We start from the raw sequence: 20,367 nt of genomic DNA, 5'->3' as shown, positions 1-20,367 counted from the left end.
GTATTAATCATATAATCTTTTTTCGAACCAACGGTCATTTAAAGAGAAGCTTAAAAAGGTGTTAATAAAGTTTTCTTGAATCAAGCCAAAGTCGGTGGTTCCACGTCTTCCGATTTCAACTCCTAAGTTCATATTAGAGAATAATCGGCCTACGGGCAACCCTAGTCCAAAAGATATGCCAAACTCGTTTATGTCTTGTCCATTCACATTTAAGCCGGTCTGTTCAAACCTTGCTCCAGCACGATAAATCACTCTTTTAAAATAATTTCCAAAAGAATTATAATTGGGTATATAATAACCTCCCAAGCGAAACTTAGAGGCATTTTCATAGCTCACATTATCAATAGTAAAGGCACGATTTGTAAAATTACTGGTTTTTTGATTGGTGAATTCTGCGCCAACTCCCCAATATTTTGGTCTTTCTATGCCAGCGCCAACAGTAATTTGTGAAGGAAAAGTAAAGTCTGTATCCGCCACTGTGATTTCTCTTTCGTCAATAGTGAATATTCCCGCAGGTATTATAGACACTGTCGAAATTCTTCTGTAGTTTTCTGAAGTAAAATTGGTGCCCGGTGTAAATGTTACAGAACCGGTAAGTTGTAGGTTATCAGTAACCATTCTTTTATACATGGCTCCAAAATTAAAACTAAAACCCAATACATCAGACCTATTAAATGTTCGGGTGCCGTACTGTAGGTCGCTTTTTTGAGTAGTGGCCGTGTTTTCTATCTTTCCGAAATTATAGTTTGCGTCAATACCTACACTAAGCTCTGTAGTTACTTGATAACCTAACGAAAGATAAGCTCGGTTTAGCCCTCCACTGCCTTCATATTGGGTAAGCCCGTCTGGCAATTCTGAATTGAAATCATAGCCTACGGAAGTATATGGAATTACTCCAAAACCTATTCCGAATTTTCCCGTGGGAATACCCATCGCAATATAATCAAGCGTTGTGGTAGAAGTATTTTGGCTATCGGTTTCTGTTTTCTGCTTTGACGCTTTATGACTGCCTCCCACTGAAAAATTAATCAATCTTAAACCTGCATATGAAGCAGGGTTTTGAAGATTAATATGGATACTATCAGAAAAAACGCCCAAACCTCCCATAGATCTATTTTCAGCGGTTCCGCGAAATTTTAAGGTTCCTATACCATAATATGAATATGGAGATGTGGTTCCTTCCTGGGCCACTGTTACACCTGCAATAAGTATAAATAAACCGACTACTATTTGTCTAAACATCAATGTTTGTTATATTCTAAAATATGGTTCAAGCCCTCCAATAAAAAATTTGAGTTGGCAAAGATGTCATTTTTTATGGTTTCTCGCAAAAAATGTGCGTCTCCTCCTGTTAAAATAACTGTTAAATTGTCGTAATTTTTTTTATAAGCTTCAATAAAGCCCTCTATTTCGTACAAAACCCCATTCACTACGCCCGAATGTATAGACGTAGCTGTAGTGTTGCCTATAAATAACTTAGGATTGTTTGCCTCCAATAATGGTAGTTTATCAGTAAATGTATGTAAAGATTTATATCGCAATAACATACCGGGAGAAATGGCTCCTCCAAAATATTCGTTTTCAGAATTCAGAAAATCATAGGTAATACATGTTCCTGCATCAATTACCAAAACATTTTTTTGAGCGTATAGATGTGCAGCTGCGCTTACCAATGCAATACGGTCAATTCCCAATGTTTGGGGCGTGCCGTACCTATTAGTAAAGGGAACTTTTGTTTCGTGGTTTAAAAATAAAACACTACAGTATTGCTGTATTTTTGAATACTGATGTTCTGAAAGATTTGAAACTGAAGAAACAATGCAATCTGCAATAGCTGGAAAGTTTTCAAAAAATTCAGCAAGTGTGGCCAAAAAATCTGATTTAACACAGGTTTTTTTATGCTTTAAAATTCCAGAATCAAACACGCCAAGCTTTACCAACGTGTTCCCAACATCAATTACGAGATTCATTTTTGTGAATAAGGCGATAAAAATACAACTACGCTAATGAAGTAATTGTTAAGGCTCTATTAAATTGAAGAAGATAATCTTTTTATTTTTTTAATTATTGTTTTGCAAAAACGAAAATAGCTTTATATTTGCCGTCTCAATAATGGTGCCTTAGCTCAGTTGGTAGAGCAACGGACTGAAAATCCGTGTGTCCCTAGTTCGATTCTTGGAGGCACCACAAAAACCCGAAACAACTGTTTCGGGTTTTTTGTTTTAAAATATTTGTTTAGAGTTTATTGCTTCATCATTTCACCAAAAGGAATAATTGTCCCAAACCCTTTTTCCTTGAAATAATCCATTTCATTTTCCTCTCCAGTAGCCAAAACAAAATCTCCGCCCCAAGCCCCCAAACTCTTTATTGCTCTGGAATAATCACTAAAAAGTTGCTCTTTGATTGTGGGGAGTTTAATATTTTTTGAAATGATTTCTTCGTGGACATTCATCAATTTTTCAAAGTCTGAAAGGGAATAACATACCAACAATTTATTGCTGATATCTGAAATTCTTTGAAGGACTTTTTTATCTACTGAAGTCTTTTTAAATCTCGTAACCTCTTTTTTGCTGTCCTGTTTTTTATTTAAGTGCACAAAAAATAAAGACCGCGTAAAATCCCACGGAAGATGTATTTTTCTATATTCAGGATTTCCATTTTTCAACTCATATAAAATAGGAGTGTCATTTTGTGCGGCGGCAATATCATAACCACTGCCGCCAAAACTATTGGCGAGTAGCGCAAAGCCGTCTACACCTGCCCACTGTGCAATATTATTTATTAATGTTGAAGAAGTGCCCAAACCCCAATTGCGCGGAAAATCCAGTTTTGTTTTTACATTAAACCCATTTTGTTCCAAAAGAAATGTGGGATTTAGTTTTCTGGCTTCACAAAGTATTTTTGAAAGCGTTTTTGAAATGTTATTCCTGTTTTTTGAGACTTCTAAATTTTTTAAGTCAAAATAATCTTCAAACCAAACAGATCCATTTTCGTCATAGCTTTTCCAGTAAATTTCTTTTTTTTCTGAAAAATCAACTTCCAAAGATTGCCCATATTTAGTGGGAATGGCCAAGGCCGTTGCTCCTTTCAGCACCACATATTCGCCCGTTAACAATAATTTTCCGTTGCTGTGGAACTTTTGCATAATTATTTTCTCAACTTTTCTAGAAAAGAAACTACAGCGCTATGTGAAACCGCATTTTCTTTAAAATAGTCCATCGCTTTTTCTTTTTCTTCTTTAGTAGCTTTTAATTGATTCAAAATATTCATCAAGTGCATTTTCATATGTCCTTTTTGGATTCCGGTTGTTACCAAAGAACGCACAGCGGCAAAATTTTGCGCCAGTCCGGCGACTGCCAAAATCTCCATCAATTGCTTTGCATCGGGTTTTTGAAGAATTTCAAAAGCCAGTTTGGTCAATGGGTGAAGCGACGTCAATCCACCAATGGTACCTACTGCCAGAGGCAATTCAATCCAAAAAGTAAAAACCCCCTCTTCAATTTTTGCGTGTGTCAAACTGCTGTAATAACTGTTTCGGGCAGCGTATGCGTGTACGCCGGCTTCCACAGCGCGAAAATCATTTCCTGTTGCCAAAACCACCGCATCCACTCCGTTCATAATTCCTTTGTTATGTGTTACGGCACGCCGCGATTCTGTTTTGGCGATTTCAATGGCGCGTACAAACTTTTCAGCAAATTGCCTGCCTTCGTAATGTTTTGTGGTAAGTTCCTCCACTTTGCAGCTTACTTCCGCACGCACCAAACACTCAGGAACGTAATTAGAAAGAATGCTCATAACCACTTCCGGATAGGTTTCTTTTTTTTGGAATGTTTCAAAATTTTGGGCTTCTTCCTCAAAAGTATGCGCCATCTGCTCCAAACAACTGTTTATGAAATTAGCCCCCATGGCATCTAAAGTTTCAAAAGTAGCGTGAATGTAAAAATAACCTTCTAAAATATGCGATTTATCTACTAATGAAAGATCCAACAGTCCGCCACCACGCGCTTTCATGTTTTTTTCAATGGATTCAATACTGTTGCGAAGTTTTGGTTTTACAACTTCAAAGAATGTTTCCATGCTTTTTTCATCTCCGTAGAAATTGAAATGAATTTGCCCGTTCTTTTCAGTAGAAATCACGCTGGTCTTAAAACCTCCACGTTCCAACCAAAATTTCGCGGCATTGCTAGCGGCAGCTACCACTGAACTTTCTTCCGTTACCATGGGCAGGGCAAATAGTTCTCCGTTAATCAAAAAGTTAGGTGCAATGCCAAAAGGCAGGTAATAGTTGGAAAGGGTATTCTCTATAAAATCGTCGTGAAGTTGCTGCAATTGTGCATCTTCATTCCAATACTTTTTTAGAATTTGAACGGAATCAGAATTGCTTTGCAAGTAATTTTTTGCAAGCCAATCAATTTTTTCGGCTTTTGTTTTTTTTGAAAATCCAGAAACAGGTTGGTTCATTTAAATAAGTGTCATTTAGTGGCAAAGATAATGTTTCAGTGTGGTTTCTTCGGAATCTTGTAAAAAGAAAAGGTTTTTAAGAACTAAAATTTGTTCTTAAAAACCCTTTCCATTCAACTTAAAACGAAATATCCATGATCAAATTAAAATATATCGATGGATTTCCATTTGGAGATTTCCACTGTCAAAAAATTGAGACAGCGGAAAAGTCAATTTATTTTAAGCTTCTTTTTTTTGTGCGTCTTTGGTCGGTTTTGGGCGGATATTGAATTTTTTGCGTCTCGGTCTCAATTTTCCGAAACTTCCAATGTTTATCTTTCCACGTTTAGTTTTTTTGTCACCTTTACCCACTATTTTTTGTTTTGTTGTTTTTTAATGGTTTTCTTATCTATATCAAACTCATTAGTTTGCTTATTGGTCTTTCCAGTTGGGTTTGTTGGATGTTTTTGCTCTGTATCTCTTTCAAATTTCTTAGCCATAGTATTATTTTTTTCGTTTATAATTGAATACCTAAAATAGAGAAACCAAATCACAAATTCCCTTAAACCATTGCTAAAGAATGGTTAAACCTTCCAAATTGAACCCACAAACGCTGAAATTCCTGCTATTTCTTTTTCTGAAAGCATTTTAATAAACGCACTCCCAATGATTGCGCCTTTTGCATATTTTGTTGCTTGCTGAAATGTTTTGGAATTATTTATTCCGAAACCAACAATCTGTGGATTTTTAAGTGAAAGCGAAGCAATTTTTTTAAAGTATTCTTCTTGAGCATTTCCAAAACCTGAAGAGGTTCCGGTAACACTCGCGCTGCTCACCATATAAATAAAGCCTTCGGAAGCTGCGTCAATCTGCCGGATGCGTTCGTCGGAAGTCTGGGGCGTGATCAAAAAGATATTTAATAACCCATATTTTTTGAAGATTTCAACATAATTTACCTGAAATTCCGACAACGGAAGATCGGGTAGGATCAAACCGTCAATACCAACTTCAGCACATTTTCGGCAGAAATTTTCTATCCCGAATTGAAGCACCGGATTGAAATACCCCATAATTATCAAAGGAATGGAAACCGTTTTTCGAATATCTTTCAATTGCTGAAAAAGCAAACTTGTAGTCATTCCATTTTCCAAAGCCTTTTGCGAAATCGCCTGAATCGTTGGTCCATCGGCCAACGGATCGCTAAAGGGCAAACCGATTTCAACCATATCTACACCATTGTTTTCCAACTGTTGAAGAATTTCAACGGTGTCTTCCAATTTTGGGTAGCCTGCGGTGAAATATATTGAAAGGAGTTTTTTATTTTCTAAAAGTTTGTTTTGAATTCTGTTCATCTTATAAATTGAAATGTTTTATATATGTATCCAAATCCTTATCCCCACGGCCGCTCAAATTCACAATAACCACATCGTCCTTTTTAAATTTTCTGGTCTCAAAAATCGCCAACGCATGGCTGCTTTCAATGGCGGGAATAATGCCTTCAAGTTTGCAAAGCTCCAGTCCTGCCTGCATTGCTTCGTCATCAGTAATTGATATAAATTCCCCGCGGCCACTTGCAAAAAGATGGGCGTGCAGAGGTCCGACCCCTGGATAATCCAAACCTGCGGAAATAGAGTAGGGCTCGGTAATTTGTCCGTCATTAGTCTGCATCAACAACGTTTTACTACCATGAATAATCCCCACTTTTCCCAAAGCCGAGGTTGCCGCGCTTTCGCCGCTGTCAATGCCTTTTCCCGCGGCTTCAACTGCAATAATTCCGACTTCCGCTTTATTCAAATAATGATAAAAAGCCCCTGCGGCATTGCTTCCGCCACCCACACAGGCTACCACAAAATCTGGATTTTCACGTCCTTCTTTTTCTTTGAGCTGTGTTTTTATTTCTTCTGAAATTACGCTTTGAAACCGTGCCACCATATCAGGGTACGGATGCGGACCAACAACACTTCCAATTATATAATGTGTGTCAATTGGATTGTTTATCCAATCTCGAATAGCTTCATTTGTGGCATCTTTTAGTGTTTTGCTGCCACTGGTGGCGGGCACCACTTTTGCGCCCAGCATTTTCATTCGGGCTACGTTTGGTGCCTGCCGTTTTATATCGATTTCACCCATAAAAATGATGCATTCCAAACCCATTAAAGCACAAACCGTTGCGGTTGCAACTCCGTGCTGTCCGGCGCCTGTTTCGGCGATTATTCGGGTTTTTCCCAACCGTTTCGCCATTAAAATCTGGCCGATGGTATTGTTTACTTTGTGTGCGCCGGTGTGGCAAAGATCTTCGCGCTTCAAATATATTTTTGTACCGTATTTTTCCGAAAGACGTTTCGCGAAATAAAGCGGTGTTGGCCGGCCCACGTAATCTTTCAGCAGTTGTCGGAATTCCTTTTGAAAAGATTCCTCGGCCATTATCTTTAAATAATTCTGCCGAAGTTCTTCCACATTTGGGTACAGCATTTCGGGAATGTATGCGCCGCCAAACTCGCCGTAATAGCCTTTTTCGTTTACGTTATAATTCATTTTTTAGTATTGAGTATTGAGTATTCAGTTTTGGTTCTTGTGTCTTTGTTCGTGGTTCATTTCAGTCGTGTTTCAATATTTCGATAAATACTTTTAAAGCTGAAACATCTTTCATTCCCGGCTCAGTTTCAAACCTACTGTTCACATCAATTGCGTGGATTGGAAGGTTTGTTTTCAATAATTCTTTAAGGGAATCAATTTCTTGCAAACCAATTCCACCGCTTAAAATGAATGGTTTTTTTGAAGGATAATTTTTAAGAATTTCCCAATTGAAAGTATAGCCGTTTCCACCTTTTTCGGTTCCTTTTGTGTCAAAAAGAAATGCATCCACTTTTTTTTCAAAAACCGATAATTGCCCAAAATCAAAATTATCATCAACGCTAAAAACCTTCCAAATCAATACATCTGGACAATACAAAGTCAAATAACCCTGCAAGTCGAGCACATATTCTTTCGTTTCATTTCCGTGAAGTTGGATTACATCCAAAGAATACTTTATGCATAATTCAATAATTTTTGAAACTTTTTCGTCCACAAAAACACCAACTTTCTTTATTCCGAGTGGAAGTGAAGAAATTTCACCTTCAAAAAAACGCGGACTTTTATCATAAAAAATGAAACCCAAATAATCTGGCTGAAGCTCGGCAACTCCAGCAATGTTGTGTGTAATTCCGCAAATTTTCAGCAATGGTTTCATCTCAGTTTTTCTATAAATTGTTTTGCGGTTTCGCCGGGATTTTCGGTTTTCATAAAATTTTCACCAATCAAAAACCCTTCAAAACCGTAGGTTCTCAAATCTTTTATTTTCTCCACATCGCTAATTCCGCTTTCGGAAATTTTTAAGAAATCGGGTGGAATTTCTTCGGACAGTTTTTTGCTGATGTCGATATTTACCTTGAAATTTTTAAGGTTTCGATTGTTTACGCCAATCATATCCACATTGGGCAAAAGTGATTTTTGAAGCTCTTCGGAATTGTGGACTTCCAATAAAACATCGAGTTTTAAATTTTTTGCCAAAAAAGAAAACTGTTTCAATTCTTCCGCTGAAAGGCAAGCCGCAATCAACAAAATAGCATCGGCACCGTAAGCTTTTGCCTCGTAAATCTGATAGGGATCGATGATGAATTCCTTCCGTAGAATAGGAATGGAAACCGTTTTTTCAGCAACCAAAAGATCATCGAGCGAACCACCAAAAAAGTTGGAATCCGTTAGAACCGAAACTCCTTTTGCGCCGGCATTTTCATAGCCCGAAACCACTTCGGGCAACAAAACCTTGTCGTTAATCACCGATTTGCTGGGCGAACGGCGTTTGTGCTCGGCAATAATTCCCGTTGTGGAAATTCGCAAAGCCTCCGCCAATGATTTGGTTTCCTTTGCAAAAAGTGGAAATTTCTCCAACAAACGAGTTGGGATTGCTTCTTTTTTTGCGACAACTTCTTTTTGTTTGTAGGCTGTTATGTTATCTAAAATTGTCATTTTTGAGTATTGAGTATTGAGTATTGAGTATTGAGTATTGAGTATTGAGTCGTGGTTCGTGTTTCTTGGTTCCTGATTCTGCTTTAATTTGATAATTCCTGCAATTTCTTTAATGAATTCAGGGCTTTTCCAGATTGTAAAGATTCTTTGGCTTTTTCAAAACCATCTTTAATTGTACAATTTTGAACTACAGAAATCGCCATTGCGGCATTTGCGCAGACCACATTATTTTGGGCTTCGGTGCCATTTCCGTTTAAAATATTCAGAAAAATTGTTGCAGAATCCTTCACCGTTTCGCCACCGAATATTTCAGATTCCTCAATCTGCTTCACCCCGAAATCTGAAGCATTCAAAATAGTTTCCGAAGCTTTTGAAATCACTTTTACTGTTCCTGTCAGCGAAATTTCATCATAGCCATCCATTGCGTGCAGCACAGCGTAATTTTTCTCGCTTTTTTGATAGAGATAACCATACATTCGTGCCAATTCCAAATCGAAAACGCCGACCAATTGGTTTTTCGGAAAGGCTGGATTCACCATTGGCCCGAGCATATTGAAAAAAGTTTTTACGCCCAATTCCTTGCGGATTGGTGCAACATTTTTCATCGCAGGGTGGAAGAGTGGCGCGTGCAACACGCAGATTCCCGCTTCGTCCAAACAACGCTTTAAAAAATCCTTTTCATTACTGAATTTTATTCCCAACGCTTCCATCACATTACTACTTCCGCTAACGGATGAAACCCCGTAATTACCGTGTTTGGTAACTTTGACACCAGCGCCTGAAGTTACAAATGATGCCAATGTTGAAATATTAAACGTATTCTTTCCGTCACCGCCCGTACCGCATAAATCGATGGAGTTGTATTCGCTGAAATCTACCGCCAAACACAGGTCCAACAAAGCATCTCGAAAACCTTCCAGTTCTTCCAAACTCACATTCCGCATCATGTAAACCGTCAAAAAAGCGGCAATCTGGCTTTGGTTGTATTTCCCTTCGGAAATGTTTACCAAAACAGTGCGAGCCTCAGTTTTGCTGAGTTGTTCGTGGTTTATTAACCTATTTAAAATCTGTTTCATTTAGCTTTCAATCCAATTTTTAATAATCTGTTTGCCCATTGGAGTAAGCACACTTTCGGGGTGGAACTGTACTCCGCAAATGTCATAAAGCTTATGACGGACGGACATAATCTGCCCATTTTCATCTACGGAAGTGATTTCCAAAACCTCTGGAAAATCTTCTTTTGAAACAACCCAACTGTGGTAACGGCCTATTTCGAATTCCTTTTCAATTCCTTTGAAGAGAGGTTCATCTTCCTTTATAATTGTGGCCGTTGTGGCAACGCCGTGAAAAACCTTGCTCAAGTTCTCCAGCTTTCCACCGAAAACTTCCCCGATTGCCTGTTGCCCCAAACACACGCCAAAAATAGGTTTTGAGGTTGCGTATGTTTGGATCACTTCTTTCAGCAAACCTGCTTCCTCTGGAATTCCGGGGCCCGGTGAAAGCAGGATTTTATCATAGTTTTCTGCTTCTTCAAGCGAAAATTTATCATTACGTTTTACGGTTACCTCACAATCCAATTCTTCTAAATAATGAACTAGATTGTAAACAAAACTGTCGTAATTGTCTATTACCAATATTTTCATAGCTATATACTTTCCGCTAATTCCAGCGCTTTTGTAAGTGCGCCGAGTTTGTTATAAACTTCCTGTAATTCATTTTCCTCATTGCTTCCAGAAACCACACCAGCGCCCGCTTGGTAATGCAATGTGTGGTTTTTGCTCATAAATGAGCGAATGATAATCGCATGGTTAAAATTACCTTTGAAATCCATAAAACCGATGGCGCCACCGTAAAATTCACGGCTTCTGTTTTCATATTTTTCCAAAAGTTGCAGCGCTTTGTGCTTTGGTGCGCCACTCAAGGTTCCAGCGGGAAAAGTATCGGCGACAATCTGCATTGTTGAAGTATTTGGATTTTTGGTAGCAGTAACTTTACTCACCAAATGGATTACGTGCGAAAAAAACTGAACTTCCCTATAATTTTCAACTTTCACATTTGTACCGTGTCGGCTTAAATCGTTTCGCGCCAAATCGACCAACATTACGTGTTCGCTGTTTTCTTTTTTATCCTCAGCAAGTTTTTTGGCGAGTTCGGCATCCTGCTCATCGTTTCCCGTGCGTTTGAAAGTTCCCGCGATTGGGTGGATTTCTGCAGTATTTCCTTTTACAACCAATTGCGCCTCGGGTGAACTTCCGAAGATTTTAAAATTTCCGTAGTCAAAATAGAAAAGGTAAGGTGAAGGATTTACGCTTCGCAAAGCCCTGTAAACATTGAATTCATCACCAGTAAATTTTTGCGAAAACCGCTTGCTCGGTACAATTTGGAACACATCGCCGCGCTGACAGTGCTCCTTGCATTTTCGGACTAAACTCTTAAAATCTTCATCGTTTAAATTGGTAGTGCGCTCCCCATTTCTCTGAAAAAGATATTCAGCAAAACTTTTCGATTTTAAAATCTGCTCTATCTGTGGAATATTATTTTCAGCTTCAAATGTGTGGGCAAAAATATACGCTTCGTTATTGAAATGATTTATCGCGATGATGTTTTGGTAAACCGCATAAAACAAATCGGGCATTTCAAGATTTTCCTCTTTTTTGTGAAGTTCAATATCCTCAAAATAACGCACGGCATCAAATGCCATAAAACCGAAAAGACCATTGTTTATGACCTTGAAATTGCTTTTTTCCGAAGAAAAGGAGGCAGCAAATTCGTTCAAAATAGTTGGAACACTCGGTGAACATCCCCCTAAATCCCCCTTCGAAGGGGGACTTTTTAAATCAATAATTGTATTTTTTCCATCGGGAAATTGCTGAAAAATGGTTTCATTCTGAACTTTTATGGAAGCAATTGGGTTAAAGCAGATGTAGCTGAAACTATTGTCATTGGCGTGATAATCGCTACTTTCAAGCAAAAGGCTATTCGGGAATTTATCGCGCAAGCGCAAATACACCGAAACCGGCGTAAGCGTGTCTGCCAGCAGTTTTTTTGAATATGTTTTTAAATTGTATTTCATTTCGTAAAATATTTGAATAAAAAAAGGCTTGTCGTGATTGACAAGCCTTTTCGTATATTTTATACTACAGGTGTTCCGCTCACGAGGTTTTCCGTAAGTTTTTCCACCACCAAGTATTTTGTGTAAAATTGTTCATTATTTCGTTGCGAATATAGATATTTTTTTGAAAAAGGATTCCCAATATTGTAAACTTTAAGAATAAAGTTTTAAAGTGTAACAAACTCCAAATACGCAACACTACTAATCAAACGTTAACGCATAAATGAAATCAACTGAATTTCAATATTTTTGGCCGATGAAAATAGGGGTAATTATATTTTTTTCAATTTTAATTTTTTCCTGTGGGGAAAATAATGAACGCCAATCGACAGGTTTGGTTTCAGAACTTGCCGAAGTTAAAAACCTTCAGAATAATGATGAAAATCCCAATTCAGGAAAGATAATTTCCTTCAATTTTGACCAACTTGAGAAGAAATATTTTCAAAAGAATAACGATTCAATTTATGTGATAAATTTTTGGGCCACGTGGTGCAAACCTTGCGTAAAGGAACTGCCCGCTTTCGAAAGAATTTCTGCGGATTATTCTTCTAAAAAAGTAAAGGTACTTTTGGTTAGCCTTGATTTTGCTGATAAAATTGAAAGTCAAGTAATTCCTTTCAATAAAAAGAATAACATAAAGTCTGAAGTTGTATTATTGGATGATCCGGACGCTAATAATTGGATCCCGCGGGTTTCAAAGGAGTGGAGCGGCGCCATTCCAGCAACAATTATTTATAATAAAAAGAAAAGGAAATTTTACGAACAAAGCTTCACTTTTGAAGAACTTGAAACTGAGTTAAAAGCATTTTTAAAAAAATAAAAAATATGAAAACAATCAAAATATTTGGTGGCTTGGCCTTGGCGGCAATAGGTTTTATCGCTTTAAGCAGTTGTAAAAACGAACCTACAAACGATACCGCTGAAGTTGCGGTAAACCAAAAAGTACAACCTGTATTTACTGAAATCCCTACTCCAACTGCAAATTATGGCTACAGCATTGGCGATGAAGCAACTGATTTTAAATTGAAAGACGTAAATGGTAAAATGGTTTCCCTTTCAGATTATAAGGATGCCAAAGGGTTTATCGTGATTTTTACCTGCAATACCTGCCCATTCGCGGTTGCGAGCGAAGAAAGAATTGTTGGTTTGGACAAGGAATTTAAAGCCAAAGGTTATCCCGTAATAGCTATAAATCCGAACAATCCTGCCGTTCAGCCCGATGATTCGTACGAGTTGATGCAGCAAAAAGCGAAGGAGGCCGGGTTTACCTTTCCCTATTTATTTGATGAAAGCCAAACGGTTTATGCCAAATATGGCGCCACCAAAACGCCCCACGTTTATCTACTTCAAAAGGAAGATGGAAAAAACATCGTAAAATACATTGGTGCTATCGATGATAATGTACGTAACGTTTCTGAAGTGAAAGATCGCTTTTTGGCGAATGCCGTAAATGAATTGCTGGCGGGCAAGGAGGTTTCAGTAAAAGAAACCAAGGCCATTGGCTGTTCTGTAAAACAATAATAGCTTTGCACATAATTATTAAAAACCGGAAACATTTGTTTTCGGTTTTTTTATTTATAAACCCTTGGCATTTATTATTTTTACAAAAAAAAATTACAATATGGCAGACTTGACCCAAGAACAGTGGAGCGAACAGCTTAAGAACGATGACAATGCAGTAATAATTGATGTGCGTACCGATGCTGAATTTGAAGAAGGATATATTCCAGGAGCGGTACAGATAGATATTTATAACGGCGCTGAATTCCTTAAGCGTGTAAAGGAGTTGGATACACAAAAAAATTACTATGTTTATTGTCGTTCTGGCGGAAGAAGCGGTCAGGCTTGTATGCTAATGAACTCTATTGGTATAAAAAATGCATACAATTTAAAAGGTGGAATTATGGAATGGGATGGTGAAATAACAGATTAAAAAATATCTTATTATGAAAAATATAGCTTTTCTTTTTGGATTAACAATGTTGCTTTTTTTTACGTCATGTAAAGAAAATACAACTGCACAGCAAATTAAAGTAATTTCCCCAGAAGAGGTTTATAAAGCAGTAAATGATAATCAAAACCTTCAACTGGTTGATGTACGTACCCAAGAAGAATATGGGGAAGACCATTTGAAAACTGCCCAGAATATTTGCGTAACAGACGATGATTTTAAGGAGAAAGTTGCCAAACTTGATAAAAATGAACCTGTTTATTTATACTGCAGAAGCGGCAAAAGAAGCGCTAGAGCGGCCCAAATAATGAAGGATATGGGCTTTAAGGAAATCTATGATATGGAAGGCGGCTTTTTGAATTGGGAGAGTCAAGGTCTTCAAACAAAAAATTAAAAGCCTGTTAATTGCTTTCCTAATTTTTTAACTCATTAGAGGAATATAAGTTAAACTCTCGCTAAAAAGAGTTTTTGTAAAAATTATATATAGTTACTTTATGTATCTTACTTGTGCGAATAAAGAAGTTATGAAAGAAATAAAAAATAGGATACAACTAAAAATGCACCAACTTGTGGCGCATAGTTGCAATTTCGATATTCGTCCTACAAAGGAATTTGAACAACTGCATGTGTCTTTGCTTAAGTTTTATTTCAACGCTGTTGATGTAAATATTGATTATCAGGAAGAATTAATTTCTATTTGGAATACCAAGCCATTAACCACAAATCCGTTACGACTTTTTGATATAAATGAAGCTATTGCAGATTTGGTGGGGTATACAAATTTGCAGGAGACTCTTGATGGTTGCATTGAAGACGGTCATCTTCAAACCAATTTTTATAAAAAACTACTTTTGAAATATGATGAATATCTTCCAAACGAAGATGATGCTATGAGTGCCTAATTTAATTTCCTATAAATTTAAACCCTGCGGAAATTAGACTGTAATGCAAGCCACTGTCACGCTTATAGTAATCATATTTTAAATCTACACTTTTCAGCCCAAAATTTGCCAATTTCAGCTTTGTAAAAATATCTGTATACCCAACTCCGAAACCGAATTGGTTTGCCGAAAATTCTGAAAGGTCATAATCTGAAGTGTAAAATTCATAGGTTGACAAAGCTGTTTCATATGGATAAAAATAGTCTGCCGCAGTCTGGTTGTAAAAACGATAGCTAGGATATAAAGTGAATTTATCCGAGATTTTTATAGGAACTTCAATACTAGCAGTGTGCGAGGCTATTCCCCAATCATCAAAATAGTAACGATAATAGGTTCTTAAAACAAACATTTCATTAATAAAATAATTCAACCTTCCGCCCACAGCAGTTTTAAATCGAGTATCCGGTAATCTCTCAATATCATCAGCCAGTTGAAAATTTTCACGAAAACGATCGGAAAGATCGCTAAAATAAACCCTTTGGAATGGTGTGGATAGAAGACCTTGCTGTTGAACCAGATCTAGAGAAAGCATCCCTTGAAGGTTTTTTGATAATATTTGTGAAAACCCAAATCCAAGTGAATAGGAGTTTCTGTTTTTCTTATCCAAACCAATAAAATTTGAAGACTCTCGCAACTCTATCGGGTATAGTAATTTCCAGGTATCCAAATATACATTGGCATGCACGCTTACTTCGGTATTCTTTTCATTAAAAAGTTTGGTATAGCTTCCGCCAAAACCTAATGAGAAATAATCATATTCCGAAGAAACGGAAACCTTGGCGCTCACAATATCATTTCGGTCATCGCTACTGTGGGAATAGCTAAAATTTCCACCTGCCCAAAGATCGCTTGCTGAAGCCCCTGATGACGCTACAAAAGGATCTGCTGGATTATTGCTGTCAAAAGGGTCTACGTTACTTGAGGATGCAGATGTATAGGCTGAAACGCCCGCATCTATTGTTAAAACATCATCGTCATTTAATGGAATAGCAACAACGATAGTTGGAGTAAAGTCTGTAAGTTTCTCAGTACCAATACCACCACTTACTGCAGCATTTTCACCATCTTGACTGTAGTAGCTTACAAGAAAATCTATTTCTGGGGCTTGTAGCACGCGTTTTTTGTAGGTTGAAGTTGAATCCTGGGCAAAAATTGTTGCCGAAAAAAGTAGGATAAATAAGCTGAATAGATTTTTCATAAAAACATCAATTACAGCCACAACCGCCGCCTGTTTTACCTCCGTTAGCTCCTGATGCAGCCTCGCGATATGCCTGCGCATTAATTTCAAACCTGTCAACGGGCTTGTCGCCCAAGACCATATCAGGGTCGTTTAAATTTACCTTTTGGTATTCTTTTACCACCGTGCAGGAACTTAAAAAGCCCATCAAAATTACACTTGAAAGTATTATTGCTTTTTTCATTATTTATGCGCTATTTCTATATTTTCAGAAGTGAAGATCTCACCTTTTTCATCAATAATGATACATTCTATTTTGGGGAGTTGATTGATAAAATCAATACCAACATCCTTTCCCATCACAAAAATTGAAGTGGCCAGGGCATCGGCAATTTCGGCTTTAGGCGCAAAAACTGTTGCGCTAATAATTCCAGTTGCGGGATAGCCTGTACGTGGATCAATTATATGTGTGTAACGGATGTTATTAAAGGTAACATATTTCTCATAATTACCAGAAGTTACTACAGCATTTTCGTTTAAAGGTAGCAAAGCAAAAGCCTTGCTTTTGTCCATGGGATTTGTAATTGCCACTTTCCAAAACTCTCCATCGGGTTGTGTTCCCCAAGTGTTCATATCGCCGGAGGCATTTATGATTCCGCCACTGACACCTTTTTCCATCAACAATTTTTTGGCTTTATCGGCCGCATAGCCTTTCCCTATGGCCCCAAAACCTATTTTCATTCCCTCCAACTTCAAAAAAACCGTCAAATTTTCAGGATCAAGTAGAATGTTTTGATAGCCCACTTTTGAAATGGATTGTTTTATGGCTTCCTCGGAAGGCATTTGAGTCATACTGCCGTCAAACTTCCAGATTTTGTCCATCGAGGCAAAACTGATATCAAAAGCACCATCGGTCAATTTTGAAATTTCAACGGAGCGGCCAATCAAATTGTAGAGTTCTTCATCAACCTTTACAGGTTTTATGCCGGCATTTCGATTTATTTCTGAAGTCTGTGAAGCAGGATCCCAAGAGGAAATAAGTTTTTCAATACGGGTTATTTCAACAACAGCCGCGTCAATGTAAGTGTTTGCTTCGATGGAATCTGTTGCTATCACTGTAATTTCAAAACGGCTGCCCATCAATTTTAAAGTCCGTTTGAAAATTTCTTGTGAGAATGTAAAATTCACACAAAGCAGTGCTATTAATATAGGAATTGCTTTTTTCAAATTATTTCACAAACGATTCAAGTTTTTCGATATATGCAGCGGGGGTAGTTTTTTCATAACCTGCTTCGCCTAATACGTTGCCTTCGTTATCAAGAACAACTACAAAAGGAAAGTAACCTTGCTTGTTGTATTTTTCAGCAAGCTGATTGTTTTTTTGCTGCTGGACATCGGGAAGGGAGTTTTTCTTTTTTCTGGGAAAATCTGCTTGCAACATAACAAAATGGTCTTTTGCATATGCTTTGAATTCTTCGGAACTCCATATTTCACGATCCAATTTTATACAGGGGGCGCACCAATCGCTTCCTTGAAAAACAAGGACTATTGGGCGGTTTTCTTCAGAAGAAATTTGTTTTGCGGTTTCAAAATCGGTCTGCCATTCTTGGGCTGAAAGTTTAAAAGAGCAAAAAATTACAGCAACTAATAAAATGATTTTCTTCATAGGGGGTATCTAATTTTTTAATAACGTATTATATTCAAAATTAGTGCCGCGGTGAATTTAATTTGCCGCAAAATTTATCTACCTGTTTTGCTCATCTGCCGATGGCCCATAACTTCCCGGTACCGGAATATCCAATAATCTATAATACACCCCCAGTTGTGCTCTATGGTGTGTGATTTGGTTAAGACCGTGACGAATTGCTCCATATTTGCTCCATTCCATTATTTTTTGGCCGTTCATCCGTATGCTCCAATCAGGCGTTAAATCCTCTTCCGATGCACTTTCCAAAGCTTTTATGCCAGCTATATACTGTTTTTCCAACTGTTGTAGCAAATTTTCTTTACCGTCCATTTTTTCGGGGTGGTAGCCATCGGCAAAATCCAAATAGTCTGTATTCAATATCACCTGAGGCCAGCCAAAAATATCAACAATATGCGTAGTTAAATCCATTAGCTTCATGCTTTTCTTGTGTGGCGCATAATCGTTTTTATCCTTTGGAAAGTTATTCAGAAATTTTTTAGTGGTGTTGTATTCCTCAGTAAGTTCGTCCATTAAATTTTTTATAGTATCCATAGTTTTTCGGTATTAAAAAATGTATTTTCTTGCACAACTAATTTACCCATTTAAAAGCATTTTTTCAACAGGAAATTCCTGTAAATTTGCAGCCTAAATTTTTCTCAATTGGCAAGACAAATCACAGATACCATCGTAATGATTCGTCCGGTTGCGTTCCGAATGAACGAACAAACGGCAGTAAACAATTTTTTTCAGGAAGACATAGCGCTAAAGAATGCTGAAATTAATACCAAAGCCCAGGCAGAGTTTGATGCGTTTGTGCAAAAGTTACGAGGCGTGGGCGTAAACGTGATTGTTGAAAATGATGATTCAAGGATGGATACGCCAGATTCCATTTTTCCGAATAATTGGATCAGTTTTCACGAAAATGGCGATGTAGGTCTCTATCCCATGTTTGCCGAAAACCGCCGTCGTGAAAGGCGTGAGGAAGTTTTGATACGTTTAGAGAACGAAGGTTTCAAAATCAATAATATTTACGATTATACTCCTGCCGAAGACGAAGGCTTTTTTCTTGAAGGAACAGGAAGTATTTTGATGGACCGTGTAAACCGAAAGGCGTATTGCGCCCTATCACCACGCGCTGATGAAGAATTGCTTATTGAATTTTGTGAGGATTTTGAATACATGCCTGTAATTTTTACTGCAAACCAAACGGTGGATGGCAAGCGATTGCCTATCTATCACACAAATGTAATGATGTGCCTTGCGGAAGAATTCTGTGTGATTTGCTTGGACACGATTGATGATGCTAAGGAAAAGAAAAATGTGGTACAGCACTTAAAAACTGACGGCAAGGAAATTATCACAATCACCGAAGGCCAAATGCATCACTTTGCAGGCAATATGCTTCAAGTACAGGGGCGAGACAAAAAATATTTGGTAATGAGTGCAGCTGCACATAATAGTTTGTCGAAACAGCAAATTGCTGCCATAGAAAAACATTGTGAAATTTTAAGCAGTGACCTTCACACCATTGAAACTTGTGGTGGCGGAAGCGCTCGCTGTATGATGGCCGAAGTTTTTCTGCCCAAGGCTTAAGCTATATTTTTTGCTTTGGCTATATTTCGTATCATTCCACCAAAAATGAAATAGTGGAAGGGCAGCATCAAGTACCAATACAGTCTGCCCCACAAACCTTTGGGTCTAAAGGTGGCGGTCTGTATTAATTCATTGTTTTCATTAATGCAGAATTCCAGCCAGGCCTCGCCAGGAAGTTTCATTTCAGCAAAAAGTAGGAGTCTCTTACGTTCCCTATCAGCGTAGAGCACACGCCAAAAGTCCAGTGCATCACCTGTATAAATTTGGTCTGGGTGCGTTCTTCCGCGTCTAAGACCCACTCCACCTACCAATCTGTCCATAAATCCGCGGATTTTCCACAGTGAATTTCCATAGTACCATCCGCGTTTTCCGCCAATTGCCCATATATTGTTTAGCGCTCTTTCGGGGTCATCTACATTCAATACTTTTTTGTCTTTAAGACAACCATATTTTGGCACTTGGATATATTCTTTCAAATTTGAAATTCTTCCGGCCACTAATGAATCTTTCCAACTGGAAATCACGAGGTTTTGTTCAATTTTCAAAAATGCTTTTTTTATTGCTTCTTCGTATGAAATAGGCTTTATGTTTAAAATTTCCTGCAATTTATTATCTCTTGCCACAACTTCCATTTTCATGCTGTCCACGAGATTTACAGCGAGTTTATATGAAGTTGAAGTTACAAAATACAGCCAATACGAAGAAAGCCGTGGCGACATAACCGGAACCGAAATTATCCAAAGTTTCAGTCCCCGGATTTTTGAATATTTCATCAACATTTCCTTATAGGTCAATACATTCGGCCCGCCAATATCGAAAGATTGATTAAAACATTTTTCGTTATCCAATACGCCCGAAAGAAATGCAATCACATCGCGAATGGCGATGGGTTGGATTTTAGTCTTTAACCATTTTGGAGCGATCATTACAGGCAATTTTTCGCACAAATCCCTGATGATTTCAAACGATGAACTGCCGCTGCCCACAACAATTCCCGCACGTAGCACAGTAAGGTTATAGTTGCCTTTGTATAAAATTTCCTCTACTTTTTTTCGGGAAGAAAGGTGTTTTGAAAGTTCTTCCTGATTTATAATACCACTTAAATATATAACCTGTTTTACAGTAGTGGAAGCCATATATTTATTGAAGTTTTCTGCAGATCGGGCTTCAACTTCATCAAAATTTTTGGTGGAGCCGCTCATCGAGTGTATTAAATAATAAGCGGCATCAATATCTTTTGGGAATGATTCGGTGTTTACTTCATCGGCAAAATCTACTTCAATTACGGTTACCTTTTTCGTGGTTTCCGAATCGAGCGGAAGCCTATTTTTGTCCCGGACGGCACAAATTATATCGTGTCCGTTTTCCAAAAGTTCGGGAAGCAATCGCATACCAATGTATCCATTGGCGCCTGTGAGTAGAATTTTCAATTTAAAATATTTTGTTTAAAGATAA

25 protein-coding genes and 1 tRNA gene are annotated in these 20,367 nt (G+C 37.8%); 7 read left to right on the top strand and 19 right to left on the bottom strand.

From position 1 onward, the window contains the following. Positions 1 to 3 precede the first annotated feature (3 nt). Both JK629_RS02285 and JK629_RS02280 read right to left on the bottom strand, forming a co-directional pair. Positions 4 to 1,242: a hypothetical protein gene (locus JK629_RS02285; RefSeq protein WP_202337024.1), complete on the bottom strand. Its 1,239-nt coding sequence runs from the start codon at positions 1,240 to 1,242 to the stop codon at positions 4 to 6. After that, complete coding sequence (locus tag JK629_RS02280; RefSeq protein WP_202337023.1) at positions 1,242 to 1,970, bottom strand: type III pantothenate kinase; 729 nt, start codon at positions 1,968 to 1,970, stop codon at positions 1,242 to 1,244. Before JK629_RS02280 ends, JK629_RS02285 begins: the two co-directional genes overlap by 1 nt. Positions 1,971 to 2,114: 144 nt before the next feature. Here JK629_RS02280 and JK629_RS02275 point away from each other — a divergent pair. Continuing rightward, a tRNA-Phe gene (locus JK629_RS02275) sits at positions 2,115 to 2,187 on the top strand. Positions 2,188 to 2,242: 55 nt separating this feature from the next. Here JK629_RS02275 and JK629_RS02270 read toward each other — a convergent pair. The 11 genes from JK629_RS02270 to JK629_RS02225 form a co-directional block, all read right to left on the bottom strand. Further along, on the bottom strand, positions 2,243 to 3,145 hold the full coding sequence (locus JK629_RS02270; RefSeq protein ID WP_202337022.1) for a GYDIA family GHMP kinase: 903 nt from the start codon (positions 3,143 to 3,145) through the stop codon (positions 2,243 to 2,245). A gap of 2 nt (positions 3,146 to 3,147) precedes the next feature. Beyond that, positions 3,148 to 4,461: a hydroxymethylglutaryl-CoA reductase, degradative gene (locus JK629_RS02265; RefSeq protein WP_202337021.1), complete on the bottom strand. Its 1,314-nt coding sequence runs from the start codon at positions 4,459 to 4,461 to the stop codon at positions 3,148 to 3,150. 219 nt (positions 4,462 to 4,680) lie between these two features. Continuing rightward, positions 4,681 to 4,812 (bottom strand): 30S ribosomal protein THX, encoded by a 132-nt coding sequence (locus tag JK629_RS02260; RefSeq protein ID WP_202337020.1) that lies wholly within the window; start codon positions 4,810 to 4,812, stop codon positions 4,681 to 4,683. Continuing rightward, positions 4,812 to 4,940: a hypothetical protein gene (locus JK629_RS15575; RefSeq protein ID WP_262896517.1), complete on the bottom strand. Its 129-nt coding sequence runs from the start codon at positions 4,938 to 4,940 to the stop codon at positions 4,812 to 4,814. Before JK629_RS15575 ends, JK629_RS02260 begins: the two co-directional genes overlap by 1 nt. 84 nt (positions 4,941 to 5,024) lie before the next feature. After that, entirely contained in the window at positions 5,025 to 5,792 is a 768-nt protein-coding gene (gene trpA / locus JK629_RS02255; RefSeq protein ID WP_202337019.1) for a tryptophan synthase subunit alpha, read from the bottom strand. A gap of 1 nt (position 5,793) precedes the next feature. Then, on the bottom strand, positions 5,794 to 6,975 hold the full coding sequence (gene trpB, locus JK629_RS02250) for a tryptophan synthase subunit beta (RefSeq protein WP_202337018.1): 1,182 nt from the start codon (positions 6,973 to 6,975) through the stop codon (positions 5,794 to 5,796). A 61-nt stretch (positions 6,976 to 7,036) separates the two neighbouring features. Beyond that, positions 7,037 to 7,672, bottom strand: a complete 636-nt coding sequence (locus JK629_RS02245) for a phosphoribosylanthranilate isomerase (RefSeq protein WP_202337017.1) — start codon at positions 7,670 to 7,672, stop codon at positions 7,037 to 7,039. Beyond that, a complete protein-coding gene (trpC, locus tag JK629_RS02240; protein WP_202337016.1) occupies positions 7,669 to 8,451 on the bottom strand; it encodes an indole-3-glycerol phosphate synthase TrpC in 783 nt (260 codons plus the stop codon). The genes JK629_RS02245 and trpC overlap by 4 nt, the downstream gene beginning before the upstream one ends. A gap of 83 nt (positions 8,452 to 8,534) precedes the next feature. Further along, positions 8,535 to 9,527, bottom strand: coding sequence for an anthranilate phosphoribosyltransferase (trpD, locus tag JK629_RS02235; RefSeq protein ID WP_202337015.1), 993 nt, complete (start codon positions 9,525 to 9,527; stop codon positions 8,535 to 8,537). After that, on the bottom strand, positions 9,528 to 10,094 hold the full coding sequence (locus JK629_RS02230) for an anthranilate synthase component II (protein ID WP_202337014.1): 567 nt from the start codon (positions 10,092 to 10,094) through the stop codon (positions 9,528 to 9,530). Positions 10,095 to 10,096: 2 nt separating this feature from the next. After that, a complete protein-coding gene (locus tag JK629_RS02225) occupies positions 10,097 to 11,524 on the bottom strand; it encodes an anthranilate synthase component I family protein (protein WP_202337013.1) in 1,428 nt (475 codons plus the stop codon). Between the two features lie 262 nt (positions 11,525 to 11,786). Here JK629_RS02225 and JK629_RS02220 point away from each other — a divergent pair, with 262 nt between their 5' ends. From JK629_RS02220 to JK629_RS02200, 5 genes are all read left to right on the top strand, one after another. Continuing rightward, positions 11,787 to 12,383: a TlpA disulfide reductase family protein gene (locus tag JK629_RS02220; protein ID WP_225626094.1), complete on the top strand. Its 597-nt coding sequence runs from the start codon at positions 11,787 to 11,789 to the stop codon at positions 12,381 to 12,383. Positions 12,384 to 12,388: 5 nt separating this feature from the next. Continuing rightward, complete coding sequence (locus JK629_RS02215) at positions 12,389 to 13,084, top strand: thioredoxin family protein (protein WP_202337012.1); 696 nt, start codon at positions 12,389 to 12,391, stop codon at positions 13,082 to 13,084. Positions 13,085 to 13,184: 100 nt separating this feature from the next. Then, positions 13,185 to 13,496, top strand: coding sequence for a rhodanese-like domain-containing protein (locus JK629_RS02210; RefSeq protein WP_202337011.1), 312 nt, complete (start codon positions 13,185 to 13,187; stop codon positions 13,494 to 13,496). Between the two features lie 13 nt (positions 13,497 to 13,509). Then, entirely contained in the window at positions 13,510 to 13,908 is a 399-nt protein-coding gene (locus JK629_RS02205; protein ID WP_202337010.1) for a rhodanese-like domain-containing protein, read from the top strand. Positions 13,909 to 14,038: 130 nt separating this feature from the next. Continuing rightward, on the top strand, positions 14,039 to 14,416 hold the full coding sequence (locus JK629_RS02200; protein ID WP_202337009.1) for a hypothetical protein: 378 nt from the start codon (positions 14,039 to 14,041) through the stop codon (positions 14,414 to 14,416). Between the two features lies 1 nt (position 14,417). Here JK629_RS02200 and JK629_RS02195 read toward each other — a convergent pair whose 3' ends face one another. The 5 genes from JK629_RS02195 to JK629_RS02175 all read right to left on the bottom strand — a co-directional run bounded on the left by JK629_RS02195 (position 14,418) and on the right by JK629_RS02175 (position 17,871). Continuing rightward, on the bottom strand, positions 14,418 to 15,653 hold the full coding sequence (locus JK629_RS02195; protein WP_202337008.1) for a DUF3570 domain-containing protein: 1,236 nt from the start codon (positions 15,651 to 15,653) through the stop codon (positions 14,418 to 14,420). Positions 15,654 to 15,660: 7 nt separating this feature from the next. Then, on the bottom strand, positions 15,661 to 15,876 hold the full coding sequence (locus tag JK629_RS02190; protein ID WP_202337007.1) for a DUF4266 domain-containing protein: 216 nt from the start codon (positions 15,874 to 15,876) through the stop codon (positions 15,661 to 15,663). Beyond that, positions 15,876 to 16,859 (bottom strand): FAD:protein FMN transferase, encoded by a 984-nt coding sequence (locus JK629_RS02185; RefSeq protein ID WP_202337006.1) that lies wholly within the window; start codon positions 16,857 to 16,859, stop codon positions 15,876 to 15,878. Before JK629_RS02185 ends, JK629_RS02190 begins: the two co-directional genes overlap by 1 nt. 1 nt (position 16,860) lies before the next feature. Continuing rightward, a complete protein-coding gene (locus JK629_RS02180) occupies positions 16,861 to 17,298 on the bottom strand; it encodes a thioredoxin family protein (RefSeq protein ID WP_202337005.1) in 438 nt (145 codons plus the stop codon). A 78-nt stretch (positions 17,299 to 17,376) separates the two neighbouring features. Beyond that, entirely contained in the window at positions 17,377 to 17,871 is a 495-nt protein-coding gene (locus JK629_RS02175; protein WP_202337004.1) for a DinB family protein, read from the bottom strand. Between the two features lie 138 nt (positions 17,872 to 18,009). On the opposite strand from JK629_RS02175, the gene ctlX reads away from it, so the two are divergent. Further along, positions 18,010 to 18,912, top strand: coding sequence for a citrulline utilization hydrolase CtlX (ctlX, locus tag JK629_RS02170; protein WP_202337968.1), 903 nt, complete (start codon positions 18,010 to 18,012; stop codon positions 18,910 to 18,912). On the opposite strand, the gene JK629_RS02165 is transcribed toward ctlX, so the two are convergent. Continuing rightward, entirely contained in the window at positions 18,909 to 20,342 is a 1,434-nt protein-coding gene (locus JK629_RS02165; RefSeq protein WP_202337003.1) for an SDR family oxidoreductase, read from the bottom strand. The genes ctlX and JK629_RS02165 overlap by 4 nt on opposite strands. Positions 20,343 to 20,367 lie beyond the last annotated feature (25 nt).

The organism is Aequorivita iocasae (assembly GCF_016757735.1).
Lineage (GTDB): Bacteria > Bacteroidota > Bacteroidia > Flavobacteriales > Flavobacteriaceae > Aequorivita > Aequorivita iocasae.
This window is presented reverse-complemented; position numbering and strand designations above follow the sequence as displayed.

Excerpts from the sequence above, each read along its gene's own strand:
- trpA (WP_202337019.1), bottom strand. The coding sequence starts at position 5,792 with ATGAACAGAATTCAAAACAAACTTTTAGAAAATAAAAAACTCCTTTCA.
- JK629_RS02205 (WP_202337010.1), top strand. The coding sequence starts at position 13,510 with ATGAAAAATATAGCTTTTCTTTTTGGATTAACAATGTTGCTTTTTTTT.
- JK629_RS02195 (WP_202337008.1), bottom strand. The coding sequence starts at position 15,653 with ATGAAAAATCTATTCAGCTTATTTATCCTACTTTTTTCGGCAACAATT.
- JK629_RS02225 (WP_202337013.1), bottom strand. The coding sequence starts at position 11,524 with ATGAAATACAATTTAAAAACATATTCAAAAAAACTGCTGGCAGACACG.
- ctlX (WP_202337968.1), top strand. The coding sequence starts at position 18,010 with ATGATTCGTCCGGTTGCGTTCCGAATGAACGAACAAACGGCAGTAAAC.
- JK629_RS02285 (WP_202337024.1), bottom strand. The coding sequence starts at position 1,242 with ATGTTTAGACAAATAGTAGTCGGTTTATTTATACTTATTGCAGGTGTA.
- JK629_RS02270 (WP_202337022.1), bottom strand. The coding sequence starts at position 3,145 with ATGCAAAAGTTCCACAGCAACGGAAAATTATTGTTAACGGGCGAATAT.
- trpC (WP_202337016.1), bottom strand. The coding sequence starts at position 8,451 with ATGACAATTTTAGATAACATAACAGCCTACAAACAAAAAGAAGTTGTC.
- JK629_RS02215 (WP_202337012.1), top strand. The coding sequence starts at position 12,389 with ATGAAAACAATCAAAATATTTGGTGGCTTGGCCTTGGCGGCAATAGGT.
- JK629_RS02200 (WP_202337009.1), top strand. The coding sequence starts at position 14,039 with ATGAAAGAAATAAAAAATAGGATACAACTAAAAATGCACCAACTTGTG.
- JK629_RS02175 (WP_202337004.1), bottom strand. The coding sequence starts at position 17,871 with ATGGATACTATAAAAAATTTAATGGACGAACTTACTGAGGAATACAAC.
- trpB (WP_202337018.1), bottom strand. The coding sequence starts at position 6,975 with ATGAATTATAACGTAAACGAAAAAGGCTATTACGGCGAGTTTGGCGGC.
- JK629_RS02190 (WP_202337007.1), bottom strand. The coding sequence starts at position 15,876 with ATGAAAAAAGCAATAATACTTTCAAGTGTAATTTTGATGGGCTTTTTA.
- JK629_RS02280 (WP_202337023.1), bottom strand. The coding sequence starts at position 1,970 with ATGAATCTCGTAATTGATGTTGGGAACACGTTGGTAAAGCTTGGCGTG.
- JK629_RS15575 (WP_262896517.1), bottom strand. The coding sequence starts at position 4,940 with ATGGCTAAGAAATTTGAAAGAGATACAGAGCAAAAACATCCAACAAAC.
- JK629_RS02220 (WP_225626094.1), top strand. The coding sequence starts at position 11,787 with ATGAAATCAACTGAATTTCAATATTTTTGGCCGATGAAAATAGGGGTA.
- JK629_RS02245 (WP_202337017.1), bottom strand. The coding sequence starts at position 7,672 with ATGAAACCATTGCTGAAAATTTGCGGAATTACACACAACATTGCTGGA.
- JK629_RS02210 (WP_202337011.1), top strand. The coding sequence starts at position 13,185 with ATGGCAGACTTGACCCAAGAACAGTGGAGCGAACAGCTTAAGAACGAT.
- JK629_RS02230 (WP_202337014.1), bottom strand. The coding sequence starts at position 10,094 with ATGAAAATATTGGTAATAGACAATTACGACAGTTTTGTTTACAATCTA.
- JK629_RS02180 (WP_202337005.1), bottom strand. The coding sequence starts at position 17,298 with ATGAAGAAAATCATTTTATTAGTTGCTGTAATTTTTTGCTCTTTTAAA.
- trpD (WP_202337015.1), bottom strand. The coding sequence starts at position 9,527 with ATGAAACAGATTTTAAATAGGTTAATAAACCACGAACAACTCAGCAAA.
- JK629_RS02265 (WP_202337021.1), bottom strand. The coding sequence starts at position 4,461 with ATGAACCAACCTGTTTCTGGATTTTCAAAAAAAACAAAAGCCGAAAAA.